Source organism: Nocardioides speluncae, assembly GCF_003121585.1.
Taxonomy (GTDB): domain Bacteria; phylum Actinomycetota; class Actinomycetes; order Propionibacteriales; family Nocardioidaceae; genus Nocardioides; species Nocardioides speluncae.
In genome coordinates, this window is sequence record NZ_QEOO01000015.1 from 72,387 (window position 1) to 89,798 (window position 17,412).

A 17,412-nucleotide genomic window follows, 5' to 3' on the forward strand; every position below is an offset into this window, starting at 1 on the left:
ATCTTTAGCACCACTGGCAACAGTTGGTTGCCAGACCTGGAACGAGCCTAGGACAGGCCATGGTCATCGTCGCCGGACACATCGAGGTCTCCCCCATCGAGCGCGAGGCCTATCTGCTGGGCTGCACCGAGATCGTCGACCAGGCGCGCAACGCACCCGGCTGCCTTGACTTCTCGCTCGCCGCGGACCTGGTCGACCCGTCCCGGATCAACATCTACGAGCGCTGGGACAGCCAGGAGGCGGTCGAGGACTTCCGCGGCGGCGGGCCGTCGGCCGAGCAGACCGCGGCCATCGTGTCGGCCTCGGTCGCGGAGTACCGGGTCACCGACGCCCGGCTGATCACGTCCTGATCACCTTCTGATCACGCCTGATCACGTCTTGATCGGGCGACGCTCGAGCTTGTAGTGCAGCCGGACCGCGGTCGCGTTCCACATTCGCAGCTCGTGGTCGGTGCGCAGCACGCCCTCGGCGTCGACGTACAGCCGGAACGTCTCGCGCACCGGCGCCCGCGCGGCGTACGCCGCGCCGTCGTCCTCGACCACGACGTACGCGCCGTGACCGCCGAACCGCTCGCCGGGCGACTCCAGCCGCAGTGAGCCGTCCGCCTCGACGAACGGCTGCAGGAAGACCTGGACGTTGCCGTGCTCCAGCGGGAACGCGACGTGCACGCTCGGCCGGTCGGCGCCAGGCAACAGCCGGTGGCTGTAGCAGCCGCTGTAGACGTACTCCCCCGTCGAGCGCAGCGTGCGCAGCCAGCCGGCCGCGAGCTGGTGGCCCTCGCCGTCGCGGATCACCGAGACCCGGCTGTCCATGCCGCGCGCGACGTCCAGCGGGCGCATCGGCAGCGTGAGCTGCTTCACCCGGCGGCCGAAGAGCCGGGACACCAGCTCGCCGCCCGGCCAGAACATCGGCGACCACTCGGTCCAGACCTCCATCCGCCAGCGCGCGGTGTGCTCGTAGAAGTCGCGGATCTCCGGCGCCACGTCAGTGGCCGCGAAACCGGGCCCGTCGAGGATGGTGAGGTCGGGGATCAGCCCGCCGTCGGCGGCGTCGGGCTCGAGCGTGCCACCGAGCAGCCTCGCCTCCGCGGCCAGCCAGTCGTCGGCCACCCGGGAGCGGGTGCTTGTCGGTGCCCGCAGCCAGGCGTGCTCGCCGGCCAGGTCCACGGGCCGGCCGACCCGGCGCCAGAACCTCCGGGTCCCGAGATCGAGGAGGTGGGACATATCGCCGGCTCAGACCCGGGCCTGCACGGCGGCGACGAACGCTGCTACCAGCGGATGCACGGGTGCACCGGTGGACGCACCGATGTGCGGCTGGAACATCGAGACCATGAAGAACCTGTTGGCCGGCCACTCGAGCACCTCGACACCGGCGTCCTCGGCGGTCGCGCCCACGACCGCGCCGGCGGCCACCAGCTTCTCGACGACGTCCGGCGCCGCCAGGAAGCTGCAGTAGTGCATGCCGACGAACGGCTCGGCGACCAGCTCCGCGAAGCGCGATCCCGGTACCGGCGTGACCAGCCGCTCCTCGCCGTACAGGCTGCACGCCGCGGGGACCACGACGTTGCTGTCCGACTCGCCGTCGGACTCCGCGTGGTCGGCGCCGGTCAGGCCGAGGACCGTGCGGGCCAGCTCGATCACGGCGTACTGCATGCCGCCGCAGGTGCCGAGGAACGGGATGTCCCGCTGTCTGGCCAGGCCGATGGCCCGGTAGACCGCGGCGTCGTCGGCGTACGGCGAGCCCGGCACCAGCCAGATCCCGTCGTACGCCGTCAGGTCCGCGCCCGCGTCGGTCGGCACCCACTCCGACTCGACGCCCAGCTCGACCCGCAGACGCGGCCGCAGCGCGTTCAGCTCACGATGACTGATGTGACCGCTCTCGTCGCCGAGCAGCGCGATGACGCTCATTCGGATCCTTCCTTCGGTAGCCGGCCGAAGCGGGCCAGCAGATGCCAGACGCGCTTGACCGCCTGTGGGTCGTGGCGACCGGACCGGGCAGCAGCGGCGACCACGTCCGGAGTGAGGACCGCGCCCAGCGAGCGGGCGAGCTCGACGTACTCCGCACCTCGGTACGCCGGGTCCAGGTCCGCGGTCCTGACCTGGAAGCCGGGATGGAGCTCGACCGGGCAGCCGAGCCGGGCCGCCGCCTCCGCCACCGGACCGTCGGCGTGGCACGGGTCCAGCACCAGCGCCTCGACGTCGAACCGGACGCCGTCATGAACGTGCGCCTCGATGTAGTCGTCGAGCAGGTCGTGGCCGGCCGCCTCGCACAGCCCGACCAGCTCCTCCAGCAGCTCCGGCCCGCCGATCGCGTCGGGCTCGAAGACCGAGTCCGGGAAGCAGAACGTGGTGCGCTCCCGCACTCCGGGCTTGAGCCGTAGGTGGGCCGAGCCGAACCGGAACGAGCCGCCGTGAGGCCGGCCGCGGTGGTTCCACGAGCCGTAGACCGGTCGCGCGGCGGCGGCACCGTCGTCGTACCGACCCGCGAAGATCCGGCTCTCCCACCGCCAGCGGTCCCCGCCCGGGTGCGCGGTCAGGCCGCCGTTGGAGGTGCCGGTCTCGAACTGGGAGCGGTAGCTGCCGTCCCCCGCCATCGCCTCGATCACCAGCCCGTCCGCGAACGGCCAGTCCGGATGGAAGTGCAGCGTGACCGACACCCCCGATGTCACCTCAGCCCGGATCCGGGCTCAGCCCTCGAGCCGGGCGAGCTCTTCCTCGATGATCGCCGGGTCGAGCTTGGTGAAGACCGGCGTCGGCTTGGCGACAGGAGTACCGACCTTGATCGGCGCCCGCTGCCAGGCCGGAACCGCCCTGTAGTCGCCAGTGATGATCGGGTACGGCGCTCCCTCGTCGAGGTCGTCGACCTCCTCGATGCGTGGCATCGGCGCGATCTCACCCGCACCGCCGAGCGCCTTGTCGACCTCGTTGGCCGAGAACGGCAGGAACGGCGACAGGATCAGGTTGAGGTCGGCGACGCACTGGGCGACCACAAACAAAATGGTCCCGAGCCGCTCCCGGTCGGCTGGGTCCTTGGCGATCTTCCACGGCTCGGAGTCGCTGACGTACTTGTTGACCTCGGCGACCGCGCGCATCGCCTCGCCGATCGCGAGCTTCATCCGGTTGCGGCCGATCAGGTCGCCGACCGTGCCGAACGCGGCATCGACGGCGTCGAGCAGCGCCTGGTCCTCGGCTGTCAGCGGACCGGCAGCCGGGATCTCGCCGAAGTTCTTCGCGATCAGGTTGGCCGTGCGATTGACCAGGTTGCCCCAGCCGGCAACCAGCTCGTCATTGGTACGCCGTACGAACTCGGCCCAGGTGAAGTCGGAGTCCTGGTTCTCGGGTCCGGCCGCGGCGACGAAGTAGCGGAACGCGTCCGGCTGGTAGCGCGAGAGCAGGTCGCGGACGTAGATCACGACCTTCTTCGACGAGGAGAACTTCTTGCCCTCCATCGTGAGGAACTCGCTGGAGACCACCTCGGTCGGCAGGTTGAGTACGCCGTACTCCCGCGGCTTGCCGCCCTTCTCCCCCTTGCCCGCGTACGCAAGCAACTCGGCCGGCCAGATCTGGCTGTGGAAGGTGATGTTGTCCTTGCCCATGAAGTAGTAGGACAGCGCCTCCGGGTCGTTCCACCAGTCCCGCCACTTGTCGGGGTCGCCGGTGCGGCGGGCCCACTCGATGCTGGCGCTGAGGTAGCCGATCACCGCGTCGAACCAGACGTAGAGCTTCTTGGTCGGGTTGTCCCGCCAGCCGTCGAGCGGGACGGTGATGCCCCAGTCGATGTCGCGGGTGATCGAGCGCGGCCGGATCTCCTTGAGGATGTTCTGGCTGAACCGGATCACGTTGGGCCGCCAGGTCCCGGATGCCTCCCGCTCGTCGAGCCACTCGGCCAGGGCGTCGGCGAGCGCCGGCAGGTCGAGGAAGAAGTGCTGGGTCTCGATGAACTCGGGGGTCTCGCCGTTGATCTTGGACCGCGGGTTCTTCAGGTCCTGCGGGTCGAGCTGGTTGCCGCAGTTGTCGCACTGGTCGCCGCGCGCCCCGTCGTACCCGCAGATCGGGCAGATGCCCTCGATGTAGCGGTCCGGCAGCGTCCGGCCGGTCGACGGCGAGATCGCGCCGAACGTGGTCTGCTCCAGGAAGTAGCCGTTCTCGTAGACACCGAGGAACAGCTCCTGCACGACCGCGTGGTGGTTGCGGGTGGTGGTGCGGGTGTAGAGGTCGTAGGTGCAGCCGAGCGAGGCGAGGTCCTCGGCGATCAGCCGGTGGTTCTGATCGGCCAGCTCCTGCGGCGACATCCCGGCCTCGTCGGCGGCGATCAGGATCGGCGTGCCGTGCTCGTCGGAGCCGGACACCATGAGTACGTCGTGCCCCGCCATCCGCATGTACCGACTGAAGACGTCGGAGGGCACGCCGAAACCGGCCACGTGGCCGATATGGCGCGGGCCGTTTGCGTACGGCCAGGCGACAGCGGACAGAACTTTGCTCATGCGCGAATCCTAGTGACGAACCGCCAGTGGATTTTCGCCTGGCTACCCTTCGAGCCATGGACGACGCGATCGTGACCGCGATCCGGCGGCTGACGGCCGACTGGGTCACTGCGCTGGCGCCAACGGGGAGTACGGCGCTCTCGGCGGTCGGTGCCTGGCCGCTGCTGGCACTGCTGGCGCACACCGCCGACGGTCCCGCACGTGCCGAGCTGGCCGCGGCCGTCGGACTCGAACCGGAGCAGGCCGGTGCGGCCGCCGTGCGGCTGCTCGCCGAACTCGACGGCACCGACGACCTGAGTGCCGCGCTCGGGATCTGGACCGGCAAGCAGCTGGAGCTGCGGGACGAGTTCGCCGCGCTGGTGCCGAAGGCGCACCGCGGCGTGCTCGCCGGCGATCAGGAGACCGACCGGGCGGCACTAGACGCCTGGGCGCGCGAACGCACCCGCGGGCTCATCGAGCAGATGCCGGTCGGCATTAGCGACGATACCCGGCTGGTGTTGGCCACCGCGCTCGCGCTGACCACCGAATGGCAGCAGCCGTTCAACGAGGGAAGCCGCGATCTCGGCGGGAGCGGCCGGCCCTGGCTGAGCCGCACCGACACCGACCTCGACAGCGTCCGCGTGGTCGACGGCTCGCTGTCGCTGCTCCGGGTCGCCGGGACCGGGCCCGTCGACGTGCTGCTCGCGATCGGCGAGCCCGACGCCGCGCCGGCCGGCGTACTCCTCGCAGCGCTCGCCGCCGGCCCGGACAGCGGCATTCCCGGCTCGGCGCTCAACGCGGACGAGCCGGGTCCGGGGCTGCGGACCGTGCCCGGCCGCGCGTATGCTCCGCCGCTGCTCTTCGTCGGGCTGCCGGCTTACGAGGTCCGATCGACGCACGACCTCCTCGCGCACGACGACCTGTTCGGACTCACGAGTGCCCAGGACAGCTCGCGCGGCCACTTCCCCGGCATCAGCGCCGACCCGCTGGCGATCAGCCAGGCCGGCCAGGCGACGGTCGCCAGGTTCCACGCCACCGGCTTCGAGGCGGCGAGCGTGACCATGATGGCGATGGCGGTCAGCGGCATGCCCCCACCGCCGCAGCGAATACGCAACCTTCACCTCACCCTGGACCGGCCGTTCGGGTTCATCGCCGTGCAACGCGAGAGCGGGCTGCCGCTGTTCGCGGGCTGGTCGGCCGAGGACTCCTGGGTCCTCGTCAGCTGAAGTCGAGCTCGCCGGTGCGGCTGCGCTTGAGCTCGTAGAAGTACGGGTACGACGACAGCGCGACGCAGCCGTCCCAGACCCGGCCGGCGTCCTCGCCGCGCGGGATCCGCGACAGCACCGGGCCAAAGTAGGCCGAGCCCTCGAACGAGATCGTCGGCGTGCCGACGTCGTCACCGACCTGGTCCATGCCGAGGTGGTGCGACTTGCGCACCGCGTCGTCGTACTCGGTCGAGTCCATCGCGTCGGCGAGCTCGACCGGCAGGCCGGCCTTGGCCAGGGCGGCCTCGATCGTCTCCCGGGTGACGGGCAGCTTGTCGTGGTGGAAGCGGGTGCCGAGCGCGGTGTACAGCGGCAGGAGTACGTCGCTGCCGTGGGCCTGCTCGGCGGCGATGAGCACGCGCACCGGGCCCCAGGCGGGCTCGAGGAACTTCCGGTAGCCCTCGTCGATGTCCTTGTCCTCATTCAGGTAGGCCAAGCTCATCACGTGCCAGGTCACGGAGATGTCGCGCACCTGTTCCACCTCGAGGATCCAGCGCGAGCTGATCCAGGCGTACGGGCACATCGGGTCGAACCAGAAGTCAGCATTAGTCACATCATGAGCAAGCCCGAGGGCGCGAGCAGTATTCCGACAAATGCACCGGCCACGATCAGCCAGCCGCTGTTGAGCCTGGTCCACAGCAGCGCGACCAGGCCGGTTGCGAAGAGCGCAACCGTGATCGGGTCCACGACCGCGGTCCGGGCCAGCTGCCAGGAGACGCCGGCCATCAGCGCCAGCGCGGTCGCGTTCACGCCGTCGAGCAGCCAGGAGGTCCAGTCGTTGGCCCGCAGCCAGCCGGTGAGCCGGGTCAGCAGCCCGACGAAGACGAACGACGGCGCGAAGATGCCGACGGTGGCGACGAAGGCGCCGGCCGGTCCGGCGACCAGGTAGCCGATGAAGGTGGCGGTCGTGAACACCGGCCCCGGCGTCACCTGCCCGACCGAGATCGCGTCGCTCAGCTGCTGGTCGGTGATCCAGCCGAGCCGGTCCACGAAGTCGCCGTCGAGGAAGGCGAGCAGCACGTAACCGCTGCCGTAGAGGACCGAGCCGATCTTCAGCATCGTGAGGAACAGCGTCAGCAACCGGTCCTCCTCACCGCTCGCCCACACCAGGGGCAGGGCGACCGCGCCTGCGGCGCTGCGGCGCGGCGGATGGCGGACGAGATGGGCGAGCGCGCCGAGCGCCGCACCCGAGGTCAGGATGACCAGCTCGTGCACACCGAGGAAGTACGCCGCCAGCGCGGCGCCCGCGAGCGCCACCAGCCACCAGCGCGGCCGCGCATCCTTTCGGAAGCCGAGGACGGTGCGCAGCAGCCCGGTCAGCGCGTGCGCGATGATCGCGACCACCACCGGCACCACGCCGTACAGCACCGACTCGAAGGCCGGGGTCTCGCCGTACTCCACATAGGCCCAGGCCAGGCCGGTCACCATCAGCGCGGCCGGCACGATGAAGCAGACGCCCGCCCAGACCAGCCCGCGCCAGCCGGCCCGCTCGTGGCCGAGGTGGATGGCCAGCTCGGTGGAGTTCGGGCCCGGGATCAGGTTGGTCGCGCCCATCAGGTCCACGAACCGCTCGTCGGTGACCCACTCCCTGCGCCGGACCAGCTCCTCGCGCATCATCGCGGTGTGCGCGACCGGGCCGCCGAACGCGATCGTGCCGAGCCGCAGGAAGACGCCGACCACCTCGCGGACCGATCCGTGTGGTGCCGCAGGCGAGGTCACGCGGCACATCATGCCGGTTGGAATATCGCGCTTGATTCGTGACCGGACCGTAGTCGCGCGTTTGGGTTGGCCGACCACACGGGTGACATGATGGCGAGCATGCCTGGAACCAACCTCACTCGAGACGAGGCGCGCACCCGCGCTGAGCTCCTGGACGTGACGTCGTACTCCATCGACCTGGACCTCACGACGTCCACGACGACCTTCGCCAGCACCACCACGATCATCTTCACGTGCAGCGATCCGGGCGCTAGCACCTTCGCCGACCTGGTCGGCGCCACCGTCCACGAGATCACCCTCAACGGGCGCAGCATCGACCCCGCCACGGCGTACGCCGACAGCCGGATCCAGCTCGACGGCCTCGCCGCCGAGAACGAGCTGGTGGTCCGCGCGGACTGCACCTACAGCCGCACCGGCGAGGGCCTGCACCGGTTCGTGGACCCGGTGGACGAGCGGGTCTACCTCTACTCGCAGTTCGAGGTGCCGGACGCGCGCCGCGTCTACACCACGTTCGAGCAGCCCGACCTGAAGTCGGTGTTCACGTTCAACGTGACCGCGCCCGCCCACTGGACGGTCATCTCCAACTCGCCGGCCCCGGAGCCCGAGCCGCTCACCGACGGCAAGGCGATCTGGCGGTTCGAGACCACCAAGCGGATGTCGACGTACATCACCGCGCTGGTCGCCGGCGAGTACCACACCGTGATGGACGAGTACGTCGGCAAGCACGGCACCGTCGCCCTGGGCCACTACTGCCGCCAGTCGCTGAAGGACCACTTCGACACCGACGAGCTGAACGAGCTCACCAAGCAGGGCTTCGCGTTCTTCGAGGACGCCTTCGACTACCCGTACCCATTCGGCTCGTACGACCAGGCCTACGTGCCGGAGTACAACATGGGCGCGATGGAGAACGCCGGGTGCGTGACCTACCGCGACGAGTACCTCCCGCGCTCGCGCCAGGTGCACGCGTTCTACGAGCAGCGCGCCAACACGATCCTGCACGAGATGGCGCACATGTGGTTCGGCGACCTGGTCACCATGAAGTGGTGGGACGACCTGTGGCTCAACGAGTCGTTCGCCGAGTGGGCCTCCCACCACGCCCTGGTCGAGGCCACCAAGTACACCGAGGCCTGGACCGGCTTCACCAACGCCCGCAAGAACTGGGCGTACCGCCAGGACCAGCTGCCGTCGACGCACCCGATCGCGGCCGACAACTACGACCTCGAGGCCGTCGAGGTGAACTTCGACGGGATCACCTACGCCAAGGGCGCCTCGACGCTCAAGCAGCTTGTCGCCTGGGTGGGCATCGAGGGCTTCCTCGCCGGCCTGCGCGACTACTTCAAGACTCACGAGTTCGGCAACAGTGAGTTCACCGACCTGCTCGCCGCCCTCGAGAAGGCGTCCGGCCGTGAGCTCAGCAGCTGGGCCGAGGAGTGGCTGCAGACCTCGGGCGTCAACACGCTGGCGCCGGTGTTCGAGGTCTCCGAGTCCGGCGAGTTCACCTCGTTCCAGGTCCGGCAGACCGCGATGGCCGAGTTCCCGACCATCCGGCGGCATCGTCTCGGTATCGGCCTGTACGACGAGGTCGAGGGCCGCATCGTGCGTCGCCACTCGGTCGAGATCGACATCGACGGCGACCTGACCGACGTACCCCAGCTGGTCGGCCAGCAGCAGCCGGCGCTGGTGCTGCTCAACGACGGTGACCTCACCTACGCCAAGATTCGGCTCGACGAGCGGTCGCTGCAGACGGTGATCGCCGGCATCGACAAGGTCGACGACTCGCTGGCCCGCGCGCTGCTGTGGGGCGCCACGCTGGACATGTCGCGCGACGCCGAGATGACCGCCACCGAGTACGTCGAGCTGGTGCTGCGCGGGATCGGCACCGAGACCGACCTGACCGCCGTCAGCCGGCTTCCCGTCTACGCCCGCAGCGCGGTCAACTACTTCTCCGCCCCGGAGCGGCGTGACGAGCTCAAGGCGACCTGGGAGACCGGGCTGCGCTCGCTGCTGGAGGGCGCCGAGCCCGGCACCGACCACCAGCTGGCGTTCGCCCGGGCCTACGCCTCGGCCGCCCACACCGACTCCGCGTTGGAGTTTGTGGCCGGGCTGCTCGACGGCACTGTCACGCTCGACGGGCTGACGGTGGACACGGACCTGCGCTGGACCCTGCTGGCCTCGCTGGCCGCGGCCGGCCGGGCCGACCAGGCGCGGATCGAGGAGGAGCTGGCGCGCGACAACACCATCTCCGGCCAGGAGCACGCCGCGACCGCGCTCACCCTGCGCCCCACCGCCGAGGCCAAGGCCCAGGCGTGGCGGGACGCGATCGAGCGCGACGACGTACCTAACGAGACTCAGCGCAGCATCGCCTACGCCTTCCCGGCCGCCGGCCAGGAGGAGCTGCTCGCGCCGTATCTCGAGAAGTACCTCGCCGTCGCGGACACCATCTGGGACGAGAAGGGCGTGCAGCGCGCCTCCACCGCCCTGGAGTACATGTTCCCGATGCCGCTGGTGTCCGAGGAGTCCGTCGCCCGGATCGACGCCTGGCTCGAGTCCTCGTCCGCCAACCCCGCCGCCAAGCGCTACGTCAGCGAAGGCCGCTCCGAGATGGTCCGCGCCCTCGCCGCCCAGGCCAAGGACGCCAGTCGCTGACCGGGCACAACTGACGCTCTGGCGGTTTCACAAGGTCCCTTGTGAAACCGTCCCAGCCCGTCGGAAACTTCGCGTGGGGCGGGACAGTTTCACTAGGTCCCTTGTGAAACTGCCCGCGCCGCCTACTCCCCTGCGTGCAGGGTCTGCGGAGCGCGGCCGTGCTCGGCGAGCAGGTTGATGCCGCGGCGTAGGCCGCCGACCAGGTCGCCGGAGGCGAAGGCGGTCTTCATGTCGGCGGCGGCGAGTTCGACCTCGTTGTCGGTGAGCTTGCGGCGTACCCAGTCGCCGGTCACGATCTCCAGGGCGCGGGCGGTGGGGTCGACCAGGATCAGGATGCTGCGGCCGGGGGCGACCAGGGAGCGGTGCAGCTTGGTGGCGAACTGGCGTGGCTCGCCGTCGGCCTTGCCGACGAAGACCGAGAACTCGATCCGGCTGAGCTGCTCGGCCTTGCGGATCGTCTCGTCGATCGAGCCGCGCTCGTGGCTGTTGAAGTAGTCACCACCGGCCACTTGCACCACCGACCTCTGTGTCCGCCGCGTCGTCGCTGCTCGGCGCGGTGAGCTCGGCGGCGCCCTGCCGCGGGCCGCCGAACCACTCGTCCTCCGCACCGACCGCGCCGGGAGCGATCCGCTCACCCTTCACGAACGCCGGCACGTAGACGAAGAAGGCGATCAGCAGCGCGAGCCCGAGCGGGATCAGCCCGACCACCAGCAGTGCGTGGAAGTTGTTGACGGGGTCCGGCTCGCTCCAGCCGTTGGGCACATCGGCGGACGCCGGGGTCGCGAGCAGCGTGGCCCCCGCAACCAGACAGCTGGCGGCGGCGGTGACGATGAGACGCAGGAAGCGGCGAGAGTTGGTCACAGCGCAACGATATCGGCAACCCGCACTCCCCCGTCACCGCAGCCGCTGGTTGTGCGTCACATACTGGTCCCCATGCCTGTGTCGCCTGCGCCGTACCTGCTCCCCCTGGCCGATCCCTGCGACGCCGACCAGACGACCTGTCGGCTGATGTGGGACCTCACCAGCAACGAGACCGCCGCCCGGGCCGCCGACGTCGTGATCGGCCGGCCGCTGGCGGTGGTTGGGCTCGTGGTGCTCGGGCTGGTTGCCCGCTGGGTCCTGCACCGGCTGATCGACCGGCTGGTACGCCGCGCCGAGGACGGCGTACTCCCGGGCCGGATCAGCACCATCACCCTCGGCGGCAGCTCGGTCGGCGCCGCGCTCGGGGTCACCGAGGACCCGGCCACCAACCGGCGGGTGCAACGCGCACGGACCATGGGCTCGCTGCTGAAGAGCATCGTGACCGGCGTGATCTTCACGATTGTGGTGATCATGTCGATCTCGGAGATCGGCTACGACATCGGCCCGCTGATCGCGGGCGCGGGCATCCTCGGCGTGGCGCTCGGCTTCGGCGCGCAGAGCCTGGTCAAGGACTTCCTGTCCGGGATCTTCATGATCTTCGAGGACCAGTACGGCGTCGGCGACGTGATCGACGCCGGCGAGGCCAGCGGCACCGTCGAGGCGGTCGGGCTGCGCGTGACCCGGCTGCGCGACGTCAACGGCACGGTCTGGTACGTCCGCAACGGCGAGGTGCTGCGGATCGGCAACATGAGCCAGAACTGGGCGCGGACCGTGCTCGACATCGCCGTCTCCTACAACCAGGACCTGGCAAAGATCCGGCGCGTGCTCAAGGAGGTCGCCCACGACCTGTGGGAGGACGACGAGTTCAAGGGCAGGGTGATCGAGGAGCCCGAGGTCTGGGGCGTCGAGGCGCTCGGCCCGGACACGGTGACGGTCCGGGTCACCCTCAAGACCGCTCCGATGGAGCAGTGGGCAATCGCCCGCGAGCTCCGCGAGCGGATCAAGGCCCGCTTCGACTACGAGGGCATCGAGATCCCGGTCCCGCAGCGGATGGTCTGGCAGCAGCCCGAGGGGCCGGCAGCCGAACCACCCGCCACGGGCGGGGCGTGACTCAGGGCAGCAGGGTCGCTTCGAGGGTGATCGAGGGAACCGCCTTCAGCGCCTGGCTGACCGGACAGTTGGCCTTCGCGGTCTCGGCGGCGGCCTGGAAGTCCTCCTCGGACAGCCCGGGAACCTTGGCCTGCACGGTCAGCTTGATCCCGGTGATGCCCTCACCCGGCTGGAAGGTGACGTCGGCCTGGGTGTCCAGCGACTCGACCGTGTGGCCGGCGCCGGCCAGGCCGTGAGAGAACGCCATCGAGTAGCAGGCCGAGTGCGCGGCCGCGATCAGCTCCTCCGGCGAGGTCTTGCCGTTGGCCTCCTCGTCAGTTCGCGCCGGCCAGGACACGTCGTACGTGCCGAGACCCGACGACTTGAGCGTGACCTGCCCTGCTCCTTGGAGAAGGTTGCCCTCCCAGTGAGTCTGGGCGGTGCGGGTCGCTGCCATGGGTTGCTCCTTCGACTTTCGTGGTCTGGTCAAGGCGAGTCTTCCACGCCGATGTGCGGCCCGGTTGGACCGCTCGGCAGAATGGGGTGGTGAGTACCTTCTACGACGAGGTCGGCGGCTTCGAGACGTTCCGCAAGCTCGTCGACCGTTTCTACGCCGGCGTCGCGACCGATGAGGTGCTCCGCCCGATGTACCCGGAGGAGGACCTCGGTCCGGCGGCGGAGCGGTTCACGCTGTTCCTCGTGCAGTACTGGGGCGGCCCGACGACGTACTCCGAGCAGCGCGGCCACCCACGGCTGCGGATGCGGCATGCGCCGTTCGAGGTGACGCCACGGGCCCGCGACCACTGGCTGAAGCACTTCCGGGCCGCGATGGACGAGATCGGGCTGACGCCGGAGCAGGACGCAAAGCTGTGGGACTACGTCACCCACGCCGCGCAGTTCATGATCAACACGCTGGAGTCCCCCGCCTGACCGCGGCCGGTCACTCGACGAGGGCGGCCCGCAGCGCGTCGAGGTACACCGCTGGGGCCGGCGCGGCCCGCTGGGTCTCGGCGTCGAAGGTCACCAGCACCACCCGCGCCCGGGCGAACACCAAGTCACCGTCGGCGACCTCCTGCTCGAAGGTGAACGAGGTCTGGCCCACCCGCGAGACCCAGGTCCACACGTCGTACGGCTGCTGGCGGAACAGGATCGGCGCCCGGTAGTCGACGTCCATCTGCGCGATCACCATCGGAACTCGCGGCGTCCCGTCCGGCATCGCGCCGAACGCGCTGGTGATCGCCCCGATCCGGGCCTCCTGGAAGTACTCGAAGTACTTCACGTTGTTGACGTGGCGGTAGATGTCGACGTCGGAGAAGCGCACCCGGAGCTGGTACGGATCGGTGGCCTCGGCGGGCCGGCGGCGCACGGGCGGCCTCGGCGGCACACCCGACGGCTCGTGGTACGGCGCCAGCCGGGCCCGCTCGTCCTCGGTGAACCGGCGCGGCCGCTCCGCCTCGAAGACGTACGGCGCGAGCTTGGTCGCGGCCCGCACGTAGACCACGCGGTCGCCGTCCGGCAGTGCGTCGTACACCTCGTAGGCGATGGTGAACGAGGAGGCGCTGATGTCGGTGACCCAGCAGTCGATCAGCACCGGCTCCGGGCGGTAGGTCAGCGGCGCGACGTACGAGACGTCGCTGCGCGCGACCACCAGCGCCTCGGCCAGCTCGTCGTCGGCCCGCTCGCCGGCGACGGCGAGGAACATCGAGATCCGCGCCTCTTGCAGGTAGTCGACGTAGGTGACGTTGTTGACGTGCCCGAGCAGATCCATATCGGCCCAACGCATCGGGCACTCGTAGGTATGGCGCACGTCGTCGATCGTGTCAGACCGCGGCGTCGACTGGCGCCGCGGTCCAGGGCTGGCTCAGTGGCTGTGGACGAGCCGGCCGTAGTACGTCGGGATCGACTCCTGGCGGCGGACCCGGATCCGGTGGTTGCGGGTCACGAACTCAGCGATGACGCCGATGGCCAGAGCCGCACCGAGGCCGGCGATCACGAAGAAGCCGACGATCCAGGGGGTGATGGTGGGAAGCAGTTCCATGATGGCCAATCCTTTCTACGTTTGTAGAGTTTCTACATGTGTAGAAGATACGCCGATCCCACGGCCGGATCAAGTTCGCCGGTAGTGTCGTTCGTCATGGAGTCGGCCGCACCCCTCAGCCCGCGCATGAAGGTGCTGATGGACGCGTCGATCGCGGTGGTCGGCGCGCACGGCACCCGCGGCCTCACCCACCGCGCTGTCGACCGCGAGGTCGGCCTCCCTGAAGGCAGCTGCTCGGCCTACCTACGGACCCGGCAGGCACTGCTGGTCGCACTGACGAGGTACGTCGCCGCGCAGCTCTCGGCCGACGTCTCCGAGCTGGGCGAGGAGCTCGCCGGCTGTCCGGGCGACGACCCGCGTGCCGTCGAGGCTACGACCCGGCTGATCCTCAAGTGGCTCGACAGCCCCGGCCTGGTGGTCACCCGGCTGGAGCTGGCCACCGAGGCCTCCCGCAACCCGGAGCTCGCGGACCTGTTCGCCGACTGGCGCCGCGACCTGGTCACCCTGGTCGACGACATCGTGGCGGCCAGCGGCAAGGAGCACAGCGCCAGCCGCGCGGAGACGCTGGTGGCGGCGTACGACGGGACGCTGCTGGGCGCGCTGCTCAAGCCGCCCACCGAGCGGCCCGACTACGTCCGCGACCGGATCTCGATGCTGATGGGCTCGCTGGCCACGCCGCAGACCGTCCTGGAGTCCTAGCCTCCGACCACGGGCGCTGTCGGCAGGTCGCTCTTCTTGATGCCGTTGGCCTCGTCCGGCCGTCGTTCCAGCGCCAGCGCGAGTACGGCGATCAGCGCGCAACCCACCACCATCACGGCCACGAACACCGTCTCCAGCCCGTGCTGGAGGAGCAGGCCGGCCGCGACCGGGCCGGCGATCCCCGCGCCCTGGAAGGCAGCGGCGTTGATCGCGTTGTAGCGGCCGCGCAGGTGGTCGGGCGCCAGGTCGTTGGTAATCGCCGGGACGGTGGGCTGCAGCAGCGTCTCGCCGAACGCGAACACCGCGTGGAACGCGAACACGCCGAGCACCGCCGTGACGGTCCCGGGCACCAGTCCGGTGCTGCCGAGCAGGAGCCAGGAGACGACCCAGATCAGGCCCATCACCACCATCACCCGGGTACGCCGCCGACCGGAGATCCGCGACAGCACCGAGAACTGCAGCGCCACGATCACCGCGGTGTTGATCGCGAATGCGATGCCGACCGCGCGGGTCGACACCTCCGAGACCTGCCGCGCGAACGCCGGGAAGCCCCCCTCCATCTGGCCGTAGCCGACGAACATCGCCAGGAAGGTCAGACAGGTCAGCCAGAGCACCGTCGGCTGGCGCAGGATCGCGAGATAGGTGGCCGGAACGCCCTCGGCGTCGGCGAGCGGCTGTTCGGCGCGGCCGTGGAGGTGACGGAGCGGGCCCAGCAGCAGCCCGAGCGGCACCAGCATCGTCGCGGCGTCCACCAGGAAGATCGTGGTGAACGTCGCCGGCCGGTCGACGTCGACGAACAGCCCGCCGACCACGCCGCCCAGGCCGATCCCGAGGTTGACCAGCGCGAAGTTGACCCCGAAGTAGGTCTGCCGGACCTCGCCGGTCACCACGCTGGCGATGAGCGCGTTGAACGCCGGCCAGGAGATGCCGAAGTTGATGCCGATCAGGACGAAGGCGAGCGCCGCCACGGCCGGGGTGGTGGCGAATGCCAGCACGGTGTTGCCGACCATCATCGCGAGCGTGCCGATCAGCAGCATCCGGCGCGCGCCGTACCGGTCGGTCAGCGAGCCGCCTGGGCCGGTGACCAGGAGCGCCACCAGCGCAATGACGCCCATCAGCGTCCCGGAGAGGCCGAGCTCGAAGCCGCGCACCTCGTGCAGGTAGATGATCGTGAACGGCAGCGTCAGGCCGCGGCCGAGGGTCTGCACGGCGACGGTGGAGAGCAGCCAGCGGCCCTCGGTCGGGAGCTGGCCCCAGAACGAGCGCAGGCCGGCGCGTTGGGTGGGCATATCAGGGATCGTGCCGCACGCCACCGACAGTCTGCGAGGCATTATCGTGGCCAGCGACAAACCCCCAAAGGAAACGGAGTCCCCATGCCCGAGGCCGTGATCGTCTCTGCCGCCCGTACGCCGATCGGTCGTGCGTTCAAGGGCTCGCTGAAGGACCTCCGCCCCGACGACCTGGCGGCGTTCGCCATCCAGACCGCGCTGGACAAGATCCCGGCGCTGGACCCGCACACCATCGACGACGTCTACCTCGGCTGCGGACTGCCCGGCGGCGAGAGCGGCTTCAACATGGCCCGGATCGTCAACGTGCTGCTCGGCCTCGACGACGTCCCGGGCGCGACCCTGACCCGCTACTGCGCGTCATCGGTGCAGACCAGCCGGATGGCCTTCCACGCGATCAAGGCCGGCGAGGGCGACATCTTCGTCTCCGCCGGCGTCGAGACCGTCTCGCGGTTCGCGAAGGGCAACTCAGACAGCCACCCAGACACCAAGAACCCGCTCTTCGAGGACGCGGTCGCGCGAACCGAGAAGTTCGCGGCGGGGGGCCAGACCTGGCACGACCCGCGCGAGGACGACGTCATCCCCGACGCGTACATCGCGATGGGCCAGACCGCCGAGAACGTCGCCCAGCTCAAGGGCCTCACCCGCCAGGAGCTCGACGAGTTCGGCGTCCGCTCGCAGAACCTCGCCGAGAAGGCGATCGCCGACGGCTTCTGGGAGCGTGAGATCACCCCGGTCACCACCCCGGACGGCACCGTCGTATCGACCGACGACGGGCCGCGCGCGGGCGTGACCTACGAGGCCGTGTCCGGGCTGAAGCCGGTCTTCCGGCCCGACGGCGTGGTGACCGCCGGCAACTGCTGTCCACTCAACGACGGCGCGGCCGCGGTCGTGATCATGTCCGACACCAAGGCCGCCGAGCTCGGGCTCACCCCGCTGGCGCGGATCGTGGCCACCGGCGTCTCCGGGCTCTCCCCGGAGATCATGGGCCTCGGACCGGTCGAGGCGACCAAGCGCGCGCTGGCGCACGCCGGCATGTCGATCGGCGACATCGACCTGGTCGAGATCAACGAGGCGTTCGCCGCGCAGGTGGTGCCGTCGTACCAGGAGCTCGGCATCGACCTGGACCGGCTCAACATCAACGGCGGCGCGATCGCGGTCGGCCACCCGTTCGGCATGACCGGCGCCCGCCTGCAGAACACGATGCTCAACTCGCTGGACTGGCACGACAAGTCCACCGGCCTGATCACCATGTGCGTCGGCGGCGGCCAGGGCATGGCGCTGATCCTCGAGCGGCTGTAGCGGCACTCGCCCGGACGTAGTACGACGCGCCCGCCGGTCCGCCGG

At 69.9% G+C, this 17,412-nt stretch carries 19 protein-coding genes; 7 read left to right on the top strand and 12 right to left on the bottom strand.

From position 1 onward, the window contains the following. The first annotated feature begins 59 nt into the window (after positions 1–59). A complete protein-coding gene (locus DDV73_RS07060) occupies positions 60–350 on the top strand; it encodes a putative quinol monooxygenase (protein WP_109506538.1) in 291 nt (96 codons plus the stop codon). A 21-nt stretch (positions 351–371) separates the two neighbouring features. Here DDV73_RS07060 and DDV73_RS07065 read toward each other — a convergent pair whose 3' ends face one another. Genes DDV73_RS07065 through metG form a run of 4 tightly spaced genes read right to left on the bottom strand, consistent with a single transcriptional unit; the run spans position 372 to position 4,483 of the window. After that, the gene (locus DDV73_RS07065) at positions 372–1,223 is read right to left on the bottom strand and encodes a hypothetical protein (RefSeq protein WP_109506539.1); all 852 of its coding nucleotides are present in this window, start codon (positions 1,221–1,223) and stop codon (positions 372–374) included. Positions 1,224–1,232: 9 nt separating this feature from the next. Beyond that, positions 1,233–1,907 carry a glutamine amidotransferase-related protein gene (locus DDV73_RS07070; protein WP_109506540.1) on the bottom strand — a complete coding sequence of 225 codons (675 nt, stop codon included), beginning with the start codon at positions 1,905–1,907 and terminating at the stop codon, positions 1,233–1,235. Beyond that, positions 1,904–2,656, bottom strand: a complete 753-nt coding sequence (locus DDV73_RS07075; protein ID WP_109506541.1) for a DUF3626 domain-containing protein — start codon at positions 2,654–2,656, stop codon at positions 1,904–1,906. The genes DDV73_RS07070 and DDV73_RS07075 overlap by 4 nt, the downstream gene beginning before the upstream one ends. 30 nt (positions 2,657–2,686) lie before the next feature. Beyond that, positions 2,687–4,483: a methionine--tRNA ligase gene (gene metG / locus DDV73_RS07080; protein ID WP_109506542.1), complete on the bottom strand. Its 1,797-nt coding sequence runs from the start codon at positions 4,481–4,483 to the stop codon at positions 2,687–2,689. Positions 4,484–4,539: 56 nt separating this feature from the next. On the opposite strand from metG, the gene DDV73_RS07085 reads away from it, so the two are divergent. Then, on the top strand, positions 4,540–5,688 hold the full coding sequence (locus DDV73_RS07085) for a serpin family protein (protein WP_206050756.1): 1,149 nt from the start codon (positions 4,540–4,542) through the stop codon (positions 5,686–5,688). On the opposite strand, the gene DDV73_RS07090 is transcribed toward DDV73_RS07085, so the two are convergent. Together DDV73_RS07090 and chrA are read right to left on the bottom strand one after the other, a co-directional pair. Further along, positions 5,681–6,280 (bottom strand): mycothiol-dependent nitroreductase Rv2466c family protein, encoded by a 600-nt coding sequence (locus tag DDV73_RS07090; protein ID WP_476703542.1) that lies wholly within the window; start codon positions 6,278–6,280, stop codon positions 5,681–5,683. The two genes, DDV73_RS07085 and DDV73_RS07090, sit on opposite strands and share 8 nt — an antisense overlap. Then, entirely contained in the window at positions 6,277–7,446 is a 1,170-nt protein-coding gene (gene chrA / locus DDV73_RS07095; RefSeq protein WP_240617163.1) for a chromate efflux transporter, read from the bottom strand. Before chrA ends, DDV73_RS07090 begins: the two co-directional genes overlap by 4 nt. 99 nt (positions 7,447–7,545) lie before the next feature. Here chrA and pepN point away from each other — a divergent pair, with 99 nt between their 5' ends. After that, positions 7,546–10,092, top strand: coding sequence for an aminopeptidase N (gene pepN, locus DDV73_RS07100; protein WP_109506611.1), 2,547 nt, complete (start codon positions 7,546–7,548; stop codon positions 10,090–10,092). Positions 10,093–10,214: 122 nt separating this feature from the next. Here pepN and DDV73_RS07105 read toward each other — a convergent pair whose 3' ends face one another. After that, positions 10,215–10,601 (bottom strand): DUF5130 family protein, encoded by a 387-nt coding sequence (locus DDV73_RS07105; protein WP_206050757.1) that lies wholly within the window; start codon positions 10,599–10,601, stop codon positions 10,215–10,217. Further along, positions 10,588–10,953, bottom strand: a complete 366-nt coding sequence (locus DDV73_RS28185) for a hypothetical protein (RefSeq protein ID WP_161962310.1) — start codon at positions 10,951–10,953, stop codon at positions 10,588–10,590. Before DDV73_RS28185 ends, DDV73_RS07105 begins: the two co-directional genes overlap by 14 nt. 72 nt (positions 10,954–11,025) lie before the next feature. Between DDV73_RS28185 and DDV73_RS07115 the strand changes: the two genes are divergently transcribed. Continuing rightward, the gene (locus DDV73_RS07115) at positions 11,026–12,063 is read left to right on the top strand and encodes a mechanosensitive ion channel family protein (RefSeq protein WP_240617164.1); all 1,038 of its coding nucleotides are present in this window, start codon (positions 11,026–11,028) and stop codon (positions 12,061–12,063) included. 1 nt (position 12,064) lies between these two features. Here DDV73_RS07115 and DDV73_RS07120 read toward each other — a convergent pair whose 3' ends face one another. After that, on the bottom strand, positions 12,065–12,499 hold the full coding sequence (locus DDV73_RS07120; protein WP_109506546.1) for an OsmC family protein: 435 nt from the start codon (positions 12,497–12,499) through the stop codon (positions 12,065–12,067). Between the two features lie 89 nt (positions 12,500–12,588). Here DDV73_RS07120 and DDV73_RS07125 point away from each other — a divergent pair, with 89 nt between their 5' ends. Then, positions 12,589–12,972 (top strand): globin, encoded by a 384-nt coding sequence (locus tag DDV73_RS07125; RefSeq protein ID WP_109506613.1) that lies wholly within the window; start codon positions 12,589–12,591, stop codon positions 12,970–12,972. A 10-nt stretch (positions 12,973–12,982) separates the two neighbouring features. Here the strand turns inward: DDV73_RS07125 and DDV73_RS07130 are convergent, their stop codons facing one another. Together DDV73_RS07130 and DDV73_RS27790 are read right to left on the bottom strand one after the other, a co-directional pair. Further along, complete coding sequence (locus tag DDV73_RS07130) at positions 12,983–13,849, bottom strand: acyl-CoA thioesterase (protein ID WP_109506547.1); 867 nt, start codon at positions 13,847–13,849, stop codon at positions 12,983–12,985. A gap of 54 nt (positions 13,850–13,903) precedes the next feature. Then, the gene (locus tag DDV73_RS27790; RefSeq protein WP_154402644.1) at positions 13,904–14,080 is read right to left on the bottom strand and encodes a hypothetical protein; all 177 of its coding nucleotides are present in this window, start codon (positions 14,078–14,080) and stop codon (positions 13,904–13,906) included. A gap of 96 nt (positions 14,081–14,176) precedes the next feature. On the opposite strand from DDV73_RS27790, the gene DDV73_RS07135 reads away from it, so the two are divergent. After that, positions 14,177–14,779 (top strand): TetR/AcrR family transcriptional regulator, encoded by a 603-nt coding sequence (locus DDV73_RS07135; RefSeq protein ID WP_154402645.1) that lies wholly within the window; start codon positions 14,177–14,179, stop codon positions 14,777–14,779. Here the strand turns inward: DDV73_RS07135 and DDV73_RS07140 are convergent. Beyond that, positions 14,776–16,068 (bottom strand): MFS transporter, encoded by a 1,293-nt coding sequence (locus DDV73_RS07140; RefSeq protein ID WP_109506549.1) that lies wholly within the window; start codon positions 16,066–16,068, stop codon positions 14,776–14,778. The two genes, DDV73_RS07135 and DDV73_RS07140, sit on opposite strands and share 4 nt — an antisense overlap. A gap of 84 nt (positions 16,069–16,152) precedes the next feature. On the opposite strand from DDV73_RS07140, the gene DDV73_RS07145 reads away from it, so the two are divergent. Beyond that, positions 16,153–17,367 (top strand): acetyl-CoA C-acetyltransferase, encoded by a 1,215-nt coding sequence (locus tag DDV73_RS07145; protein WP_109506550.1) that lies wholly within the window; start codon positions 16,153–16,155, stop codon positions 17,365–17,367. The last annotated feature ends 45 nt before the right edge of the window (positions 17,368–17,412 follow it).